The sequence below is a fragment of the uncultured Campylobacter sp. genome, assembly GCF_947255105.1.
Lineage (GTDB): Bacteria > Campylobacterota > Campylobacteria > Campylobacterales > Campylobacteraceae > Campylobacter_B.
Map to the genome: position 1 here is coordinate 24791 of NZ_CAMYFP010000013.1, position 9344 is coordinate 34134.

Sequence of the window (9344 nt, forward strand, 5' to 3'; positions counted from 1 at the left end):
GCATGATAGCCCATCTTGATCTTGACTGCTTCTTTGTTTCGGCATCTATCATTGGACATCAAGAGCTCTCTTGTAAAAATCTCGTAGTTGTAGGTGGCGGCGACAATGCTATATTTGGGCAAGAGAGCATTTATGAAGATAGCAGGATAATTTTAAGCGCCAACTACAGCGCTAGAAAATTTGGCATAAAGGCAGCTATGCCGCTTTTTTTGGCAAAAGAACTATGCAAAGAGTTGGTAGTTTTAAAGAGCGATTTTGCACTTTACAAAAGGCTATCCAAAGAGGTTTATCTCCTACTTTACTCCTACACGCCAGATATCGAGCAGGCAAGTATCGATGAGTTTTATATAGATCTTAGTGGCTCGCCTTACAAAAATGACCCTTTGAAATTTGCAAAAGAGCTTCAACAAAGGATACTAAATGAGCTTGAGCTTTGTTGCAGTATCGGCATTAGTCAAAATAAAGATATAGCCAAGTTTTGCACAACAAAGGCAAAACCATTTGGCATAATGCTTTGCAATGGCGATGAGTTTTTGGCTAAATTTGGTCTAGAGCCCATCAAGAGCTTTCCGATGGTTGGCTCAAAACTATCAGAAAAGCTCTATAAAAAGGGCGTTGTCACCATCAAAGATGCGGTAAATTCTAAATTTATCTTTGAGCAACTTGGGCAAAATGGAGTTAAAATTTACAACTCACTCATAGCAACCCCAACAACGCAGATTCAAACCGATCACAAAAGAAAGAGCATGGGCTTTTCAAGAACATTTTTACCAATAAAAAATAGAGATGAGATAAAAAGACGGCTTGCCATAATTTGTCGTCATCTTAGCTTTGATATCTATCTTTTGGATCTTCATCCCCAAACTTTCGAGCTAAAAATCCGCTATATAAATGGAGCGGTCAAAAGTAGGCGCAAAACTCAAAATGGCCTTTTTTATGAAGAGCTGCTTTGGCAAATCTCAAATGAGCTTTTAGATTTGGTTGATGACAGCAAAAACAGGGCTATAAACAAACTCTCTCTTACAGTTTCAAATTTAAAAGAGGAGGGCAAGGTGCAAAGAGACCTCTTTTTTGATGAAGAGAAAAAGGAACTTGTGGCACAAAAAGCAGTCCAAGAGCTTAGAGAAAAATATGGCGTTGATATTGTCTTTCAGGCAAAAGAGGCAGAGAGTTTTGAGAGTTAAATTGGAGGTTTAAATTTGAGTGATGAAAAAAAGAAAAACTTAGAGAGTATTTAAGAAATAATAGATCCAAAAATAGAGTAAATTTAGGTAATAGCTCTAATAATAAAGAGAATTTTAATAAAAATTTGGAAAATGATTTAAATTTGGATAATTCTCAAATTTCACACAATAAAACAAATTCACATAAAAGAGATTATGATAAAGAGCCAATTATTATAGAAAACAATGTTATCTTAGTAAATTTTATAGCACTCATTATTGGAATATTTTTTATAATAGCTATATTTTTATTTTTTAAATTGCATGAAACTACTAACTCGTCATTTGGTTCATTTTCTGGTTTAGTAGCATTTTAGTGGATACAACAAAAGGGGAAAGCGCTTTAAAGCAAGCTTTTGGATTGTTTTAGGTGACGCCGCTGTAACTGTTTTTTCTTTTACGCCTTACGGAAGAGTTATAATGTGGGGAAATCTTGCTTTATCAATATTTGACTTAGACGCATCGTCAATGTTTAAAAAAATTTATGATAGCGCTTTGGGTGATTATAAAGGTGCAGTGTTACTTGATAATGGTTTTTTACAAGTAACTATGGATGACGGAACAATCTATGCAAGACCTTTTTTGCCAAATGCTCACGGCAGTCTTTTTGGCGACACCAAAGACGATGTTATCTTTGGTGGCAACGGTAACGATATGCTGATAGGTCACGGTGGCAAAGACATACTAATCGGTGGAAACGGCAAAGATGATTATTTCGTAGATAATGGAGATATCATAAAAGACAGTGATGGAAATGGTAGAGTATTTTTAGAAAATCATCAATTAACAGGAGGAACTCAAATAGAAAAGGGTTCACAAATTTATAAAGGTAAAGACGGCACAAAGTATGAACTCAAAGGCTCAGATCTTATAATCAACGATAGCATAACAATAGAAAATTTCAGTAAAATAAGCAATGATTTAGATATAGTCTTAGTCGATATAGATGATATAGTAGTAACCATGGGAAACAATCAATCAACCGAGGGTGGCAATGGCAAACACTCAATGGAATTTAAAATAACTCTAAATAGAGCACTAAAAAAAGATGAATTTTTAGAACTAATCATAAATGAACAAAGGGTTAAATTTAAAGAAGGAGATATAGAACAAACCTATACTCATACTTGGGATGGAAATACAATCAAAGAAAAAGATAGAAAATTTGAAGTAAGTGGCATAGTAATGCAAACTTCTGAAAATTTAAATGTCCAAGCAGTCGTATCAGGTCAAGGTCTCATCAAAGACGACGACAAAGATCCAAACGATGATAAGCCAGAAACTTACGATCCACTTGCAATAGACCTTAATAATGATGGCATAAAAGGCACAAATTTAGACTATAAGATAAATTTTGACCTTGATAATAACAGCTTTAAAGAGGCTACAAGCTGGATAGATAACAATGACGCCTTTATCACCATTGATAAAAACAACAACGGCGCAATCGATAATGGTAGCGAGCTATTTGGAAACAAGAGCATCTCAAATAACGCCTATGCCTACACTAATCCAAACGCAAAAAATGGCTTTGAAGCATTAAGCGAATTTGATAGCAACAATGACGGAATAATAGATATAAATGATGAGAAATTTGCAAATTTAAATTTACTAGTTGCTTAAATTCGTAAATTTAAATTCAAACTATCAAATTTGAGTTTAAATTTGTGAATTTAGATAAATTCGTATCGTGGATAAACGATACGGCCTGAAAGGAAAATTATGGAAATAATTATATCTTTTGTCTTTGCCGCTTATGCATTTGTAAGTGGTATAATATGTGTCATCGTGTATATGATTTCAAAAAGCAATAAAGCAGTGGCTATATCTGTTGCCTTGTGTGTTTTGGTGCCATTTTACGATGTTGTTCCGACTAGGATTATCGCAAATAAATATTGCCAAATAGAGCCTAAATCAAAAATTGATAAAATTGTAGAATATCCAAAAAGTGTATATGTCAAAATTGACAACGCCAAAGTTGGTGATATAGATACTAGCTTACATTTAATAGAGGCTTTATTAGACGGAATTCATATTGAAAAAATAGCAATCGAGTGTAATAGCAAAATAACGGATAAATATAAATGCGGCAATGGAAAAGTAGAAGAAGTATATTTTGATAAAAATTCGACCCATTACACGCAATACATAAATTTAATTTCGCAATATCAAAATTTGCATACCGATGAATCAGCTCAATTTGACTTTTATAGAGAAAATGAAAAGGCTATCGAAGAAGCCAAATTTAAAATAACAAAACGCAATGAAGTGGAAAAAGATAGAGATATTATCAAAAATTACAACTATTCTATAATAATAAATAAAAGTGAAAAAATCTCTGATAGTGCATTTGAAAATTATTTTTATCATATCGTAAATGTATCTATTGTAGAAAATAAAACAGAAAAAGAGATAGCTTTTTGGAAGATGTATATTAGAAATAGAGAAGCGACTTTTATTTTTCCAGAAATATTAATGCCACATTTTGCCGATGATTACCAATTTACAAGAGAAGTATGTGGCAAAAGACAAGAGATAGAAAAAGTCTTTGATATGGATAAATGGAGCAAAGGTTTGTCTATTGATATTTATCAATAATTATTTAAAATAAAATTTTTTTATAAGGAGAAATCTAATGAATACATTAGAGCAAAACATTACGGAATTTGGGCTGTTAGCCGAAATGGCTTATTTAAATTTGCAAGATAATATTGGTTCAGAAATCAATAAATTTGTAAATAAAAAAGGTGCAAAAAGGACATTAAGTAAGAAATATAAAATTGTCGACTATGTCAGCACAGCAAGTGATTTTCAGGCATTATTATTGCAAGATGAAAGCGGAAAATTTGTTATGGCTTTTCGTGGAACAGAACGAGATAGCATATCAGATTGGCTTAACGATGTGAGTATTGGTTTTAAAAATATAAACGAACAATATAACGATGCAAAAGAATTTTTAGAAAAAGCTATGAAAGATTATGGCGTAACCATAGATAATTTAACTCTAACAGGTCATAGCTTAGGTGGAATTCTTACCCAACAAGTCGGAGCAACCTACGGCATAAAAGGCTATGCTTTTAATCCTTACGGAACAGATAGATTGCTTTCTTTACCACAAAGCCCATTTGACGGAATAACAAGCAATTTCTTATATGGCTTATTAACTTCTTTGGCAGAAAAAGTTATGAGCGCAGTAGGACTTACCAAAGCAAACGCACAATGGGCTTATGAGTATATTTATAACATATCTTACCAAGATGAGGGTTTGTTAAATGGGGATATTTTGTCAAATTTTGCCACAGAATTAAGTAGTAATCATTTAGGGCATTTTATACCTATTTTGGGCAAAAATGTTGGTTTTGGAGAAGGGCATTATATGGAAACTCTCAACACCGCCATTGCTGAATACAACGATATAGTTAAAAAATTCGACAACTCTTGCAGATATGAAGATATAACAAATATGTATCTTTCAACAGCTATTATTCACGGAAATGGTTATAAAAAAGTCCAAGATGAATTCAAAAAACTTGGTATATTAAATGAAAATGGTGCAAATGATAAAATTGCAAATAACTCTTTGCACTTAGAAGTTATAGCCAAAGACACTGACACAACTTCAATCTTTTCAGGCTCAAATTTAAGCACACCTGCTTTATATGCCCTAGTGAATTTAAATCCTTTTATAGTTTCAAATATAAATTCAAACGCTTACTCTGAACTAGAAAGATACAAAGATGAATATAACAAAAACTATGTAAGCGATAAGGCAAAAATGTTTAAGGCTCTTATGGATACACCAAAGGTCGGTTCATACTATGATGACTATGAAACAGGCAAGAAAATTTCATATTATACTTCTGTTACAGACCCTGATAGCACAGATGAATACAATCTCACTGATACAGCTTATATATTTGGCACAAACAAAAATGATATAGTAACTGCTTCGGTAGGAAAAGCCAATAGAATTTATACCCTAGCAGGAGATGACACTATAAAACTAACTGGTGGTTCAAACTATAAATTTATAAATTTAAATTTACTTGTTGCTTGAATTTTTTAATTCAAAAGTAAGTTTAAATTTGTGAATTTAAGAAAGGAGAAAGATAAATTTTTTAATATAAAAATCTAAGAATAGTTTTAATGTAAGTTATGCAATAGTTGAATTTGTATGTAAAATTACTATACAAATTTTTTAAATTTAACAAATTTGAAAGGAGAACATTTGGATATTTTTTTGGTGCATTTGGTTGCGTCGATACTGTCGGCACTTTGTGTGAAGTATCTTGCAAATCTTAAAATAAATATATTTTTAAGAATTTTAGCCATAGCTCTATTTATGACTTTTGTGTTTTATGGTTTATGGTGGTGTTTTATTTTGACAATAATTTTATTGCCATTTTTTAAGGAAAAACCACTTGTTATCGGTAGTTCGGACATAAAAAAATATGAAGACGGCGAAACCATAAAAGCAATAAGAAAAGCCTTAACAATAAAGCGTAAAAGTGCTTTTTTTGCAATTTTGTGTTGTTTGGTTTTAATAAGTGTTGTATTTTTTGATAGTTTTAGGATTTATAAATTTAAATATAAATGCGCTACTGGCAAAAATTACAAAGTGGAGATTTTAGATGATAACTATACTCTTAAAGATTTAGAAAGTAAAAATATTAGTTGGGATAATCATACTTTATATTTATCTGGCAAAGAAATAGCTAAATTTAGTTATGAGCCTTGCATGAAATATAATTATTTTGTCTCCAAAATGCTATCTGTTTCAGTGCCAAATACGACACTATGTTGCGATAAGGGATTAAATCAAAGAGACAGATTCGAACTTACTTTAAAAGCATTAAAAAATAATAAATTTTTAAAAAAGGATAAAAGATGAGTAACAAATTTTCAAACTATAAAATTTATGCAGCATTGGCAGAAAATGTTATTTCTGTAGGTATGATGAAATATTTGGCGGATAAAAAATGGATATTTTAATTGTAAATTTGATAGTAGCTTTTGCTTGTGCGTTGTGTATAAAATATATCGCAAATTCGCAAATAAACAAATTTATCAAATTCTTTGCTTTATTATTTTTTATTGTTTTTATTTTCTTTGGATTTTTTGTGTTTGTCTTTTTTCTGACATTTATTTTCTTATTTATCATAAGTAGATATGAATTTGGAATTCAAAGAAAAGCCATAAGAGCAGGAAATCGAGTAGAAGCGACAAAGAAAATTTGCCTACTTAAAAAAACGCAATTTATAACTACTTTAATAGTTTTATTTTTTACTTATGGATTTGTATTTGACGGGTTTAAGATGCTTAAATTTAGATACGAGTGCAATATTAAAAAAGATTTTAAGATAGAAATTGTAAGTGATGATTATGAGATAAAAGAGAGTGATTATATGATAATAAAAAAAGATTTTCCATACACTTACACTTCATACCCAGATAGCAATATAAGTTTTTCATCTAATACTGACTTAAAAAGTTGTTATTGGGCGGATTTATCAGATTTAGCGAAAAAATGTGGCAAAAGTGGTTATAGACATACTGCTGATATTTTTTATAAAAATAATTTGATAGCGAAAAAATATGAATATTTTGTGCCGTATAACTATTTTATGGCAAAAATGCAATCCGTCGAAACAAGTATCCATTATGAAAAATGCGGATATGGATATAACGAAATAATCGATATTTTAAAACAAAACTTAATAAACAAAAATTCTAATGGAAAGGATAAGAGATGAGTAATCAATTCGGGGCTTACAAAATTTACGCACAGTTGGCACAAGATGCTTATACATACAAAAATACTTTTGATATTGTTAAATTTGGAGAGAAAGAATATGAGGTTTTGTTTCAACGAAATTTAGTTGGTTTTCAAGCCACTTTGTATCGTGATGCAAATACAAATGAAAAAATTTTAGCTATTCGTGGAACAGATGCGGAAGTTAGTTTCAATGGTTTAGATGATATTAACAACGATATACTTTTAACACTATTTGGTAGCAACGCACAACTAAATGATTTGGAAAGATATTATGAAGAGTTAATAAATAATGGTTTTCTAAATCCAAACGATAAAATCACAGTTACAGGACACTCTTTGGGCTGTTTTTTAACACAATATTTTTCCGTTGTTCATAATGATATTATTGATAATGCTTATACTTTTAATGCACCGGGACTTGGTGGTTTTATTTGTTATAGAGTATAAGCAAAAAGCTCACAGTTTTAATTATGTAGATTTAGAATATTTAGACTAAATTTAATCTTATAAAAGTATAATCTCACTTATATTTGCTTAAAAATATAAGGGTAGAGATATGAAAAATTTTTATTTTAAAAATAGATTTTTTATCAAAAGATATCTAACAATTATATTTTATATTATATTGCTATTTGTTAATACTATATCAATATATGCAGTAGATGTATCAAATTCAAAACCACCATATCTCCTAAAAAAGTTACTAAAAGATGTGTATGATAGAAATATAAGCACATATGGTAGATACTATGGTAATACAACCCTAAATGGCATAAGATATGAGCACTATGATATAGAACACAACCAAACCTTAAAGAAAAAGTATGATGAGTATGTAGCTAAAAATGGGGATTATTGTAAAGAATTTTATGACGACCTATTTGCTTGGAAAAATATTGAAGTAATAGAGCCTATAGTTTATGATACGCTAGACTATAATGATAAAAGACTAAAAGATGCTATGGGGGATTGCTGGTATATTGATATGAGTACCACAATAAGACAAGAGCAACGAGGTAGAGGTTTTACTCTATATAAGTATAATGATAAGCTTTTATATATTATGACATACAAGCATTTTGACGACAATGTGTATGATTTGACTCTTTTTAATATGTCATATATATTAGATAAAGAAGAGTGTGCCAATATAAAAAACAGCAGCAATCTAACAACCAAGGGAGAGCTTAAGAGAAATTTAGAAAATTTTGGAAATATATTGTATGGCAACTATTATACACCAATAATATATAAGGATAGCTTTTATTTGTTGTCTGTTTATAAAGGCTATGATAATTTTTATAAATTAAATACTATATCTTTCCGTATTAATGAATATATTAATCACAAGTTACAATATCCAACCTGCAATATATATTATATTAAAAATCCAAACTTAAAGTCTGAATAAAAATAAAAAAGGCTAAAATTTGGATGATGATAAAAGAGAAAAAGATTTAAATTTAGACAATTCTCAAATTTCAAGCAATAATACAAATTCGAACAAAAGAGATTATGATAAAAATCCAATTATCATAAAAGATAACAATTTAAATTTATTTTTTACCTCTTCGGTAATTTGCATTGTTTTAGTTTATTTGACATGGGATTTTTTTGAGCACGAAGAATCCTTTTTGAATATCAGTATAGTAGCGATGATTGCTGGTGGGGCTTATTTTAGCAAGTATTTTCAAAGTGCAAACAGTCGTTTTATTTGCCTCAATAACTCATCCATTATATATCTAAATCCAATAAATGAAATAAAACTGAAAAATATTAAAAATATAAAAAGAACTTTTAGCATAAAATACGAAAGATATGGCAGTATCTTTTATAACAAAATAGCTATTGTTTTTATTTTTTTATCTCTATTTGTGGTATTTTTTCACATGCTAATTTTAAATGACTTCAAAAAGATGTTTTTTATATTTTCTGGACTTTTATTTTGTATATTTATGCCCAAAATTTTGTTTCATTTGAAAAATGGTGGCTCTATTTTTGAGTATAAAATATTTGATGCCATAGTTGTAAGCGATGGAGATAAATTTGTAAATATTCTACCAAATAACAAAAAAGAGAGAAATTTGCTAAGAAAGTATTTTTTAGACAAAAAGAAAATCGATATAGAAAAAGCTAACATAACATTTTTTATAATCTAAATTACAATAAAAATAAAGTATAAGTAGAGAAAGTGTTGTCAATAATGAATAGCCAAAGGAACTTGTAGCATAAAGGCAGTTTAAGAGCTTTGGCAAATGGTATGGATATTGTCTTTCAGGCAAAAGAGGCGGAGAGTTAAATTTGAGAGTTAAATTTGAGAGTTAAATTTGAGAGTTAAATTTGAG

The 9344-nt window shown here is 29.8% G+C and carries 9 protein-coding genes; all 9 read left to right on the plus strand.

Going from position 1 to position 9344, the window contains the following annotated elements; all coding sequences use genetic code 11:
• Positions 1–2: 2 nt before the first annotated feature.
• The 9 genes from Q0X52_RS06850 to Q0X52_RS06890 all read left to right on the plus strand — a co-directional run bounded on the left by Q0X52_RS06850 (position 3) and on the right by Q0X52_RS06890 (position 9158).
• On the plus strand, positions 3–1184 hold the full coding sequence (locus Q0X52_RS06850; protein ID WP_297576390.1) for a DNA polymerase IV: 1182 nt from the start codon (positions 3–5) through the stop codon (positions 1182–1184).
• Between the two features lie 459 nt (positions 1185–1643).
• Positions 1644–2846, plus strand: coding sequence for a calcium-binding protein (locus Q0X52_RS06855; protein ID WP_297576392.1), 1203 nt, complete (start codon positions 1644–1646; stop codon positions 2844–2846).
• Between the two features lie 99 nt (positions 2847–2945).
• Entirely contained in the window at positions 2946–3821 is an 876-nt protein-coding gene (locus Q0X52_RS06860; protein WP_297576394.1) for a hypothetical protein, read from the plus strand.
• 37 nt (positions 3822–3858) lie between these two features.
• Entirely contained in the window at positions 3859–5280 is a 1422-nt protein-coding gene (locus Q0X52_RS06865; protein ID WP_297576396.1) for an Mbeg1-like protein, read from the plus strand.
• Between the two features lie 171 nt (positions 5281–5451).
• On the plus strand, positions 5452–6114 hold the full coding sequence (locus tag Q0X52_RS06870) for a hypothetical protein (RefSeq protein WP_297576398.1): 663 nt from the start codon (positions 5452–5454) through the stop codon (positions 6112–6114).
• 88 nt (positions 6115–6202) lie between these two features.
• Complete coding sequence (locus tag Q0X52_RS06875) at positions 6203–6976, plus strand: hypothetical protein (RefSeq protein ID WP_297576400.1); 774 nt, start codon at positions 6203–6205, stop codon at positions 6974–6976.
• Entirely contained in the window at positions 6973–7446 is a 474-nt protein-coding gene (locus Q0X52_RS06880) for a hypothetical protein (protein ID WP_297576402.1), read from the plus strand. Before Q0X52_RS06875 ends, Q0X52_RS06880 begins: the two co-directional genes overlap by 4 nt.
• 109 nt (positions 7447–7555) lie before the next feature.
• Complete coding sequence (locus tag Q0X52_RS06885) at positions 7556–8410, plus strand: hypothetical protein (RefSeq protein WP_297576404.1); 855 nt, start codon at positions 7556–7558, stop codon at positions 8408–8410.
• 19 nt (positions 8411–8429) lie between these two features.
• Positions 8430–9158 (plus strand): hypothetical protein, encoded by a 729-nt coding sequence (locus Q0X52_RS06890; RefSeq protein WP_297576406.1) that lies wholly within the window; start codon positions 8430–8432, stop codon positions 9156–9158.
• Positions 9159–9344 lie beyond the last annotated feature (186 nt).

What these genes read in the sequence shown, in the direction of transcription:
- Q0X52_RS06850 (WP_297576390.1), top strand. Translation starts at nt 3, where the DNA reads ATGATAGCCCATCTTGATCTTGACTGCTTCTTTGTTTCGGCATCTATC.
- Q0X52_RS06855 (WP_297576392.1), top strand. Translation starts at nt 1,644, where the DNA reads ATGTGGGGAAATCTTGCTTTATCAATATTTGACTTAGACGCATCGTCA.
- Q0X52_RS06860 (WP_297576394.1), top strand. Translation starts at nt 2,946, where the DNA reads ATGGAAATAATTATATCTTTTGTCTTTGCCGCTTATGCATTTGTAAGT.
- Q0X52_RS06865 (WP_297576396.1), top strand. Translation starts at nt 3,859, where the DNA reads ATGAATACATTAGAGCAAAACATTACGGAATTTGGGCTGTTAGCCGAA.
- Q0X52_RS06875 (WP_297576400.1), top strand. Translation starts at nt 6,203, where the DNA reads ATGGATATTTTAATTGTAAATTTGATAGTAGCTTTTGCTTGTGCGTTG.
- Q0X52_RS06880 (WP_297576402.1), top strand. Translation starts at nt 6,973, where the DNA reads ATGAGTAATCAATTCGGGGCTTACAAAATTTACGCACAGTTGGCACAA.
- Q0X52_RS06885 (WP_297576404.1), top strand. Translation starts at nt 7,556, where the DNA reads ATGAAAAATTTTTATTTTAAAAATAGATTTTTTATCAAAAGATATCTA.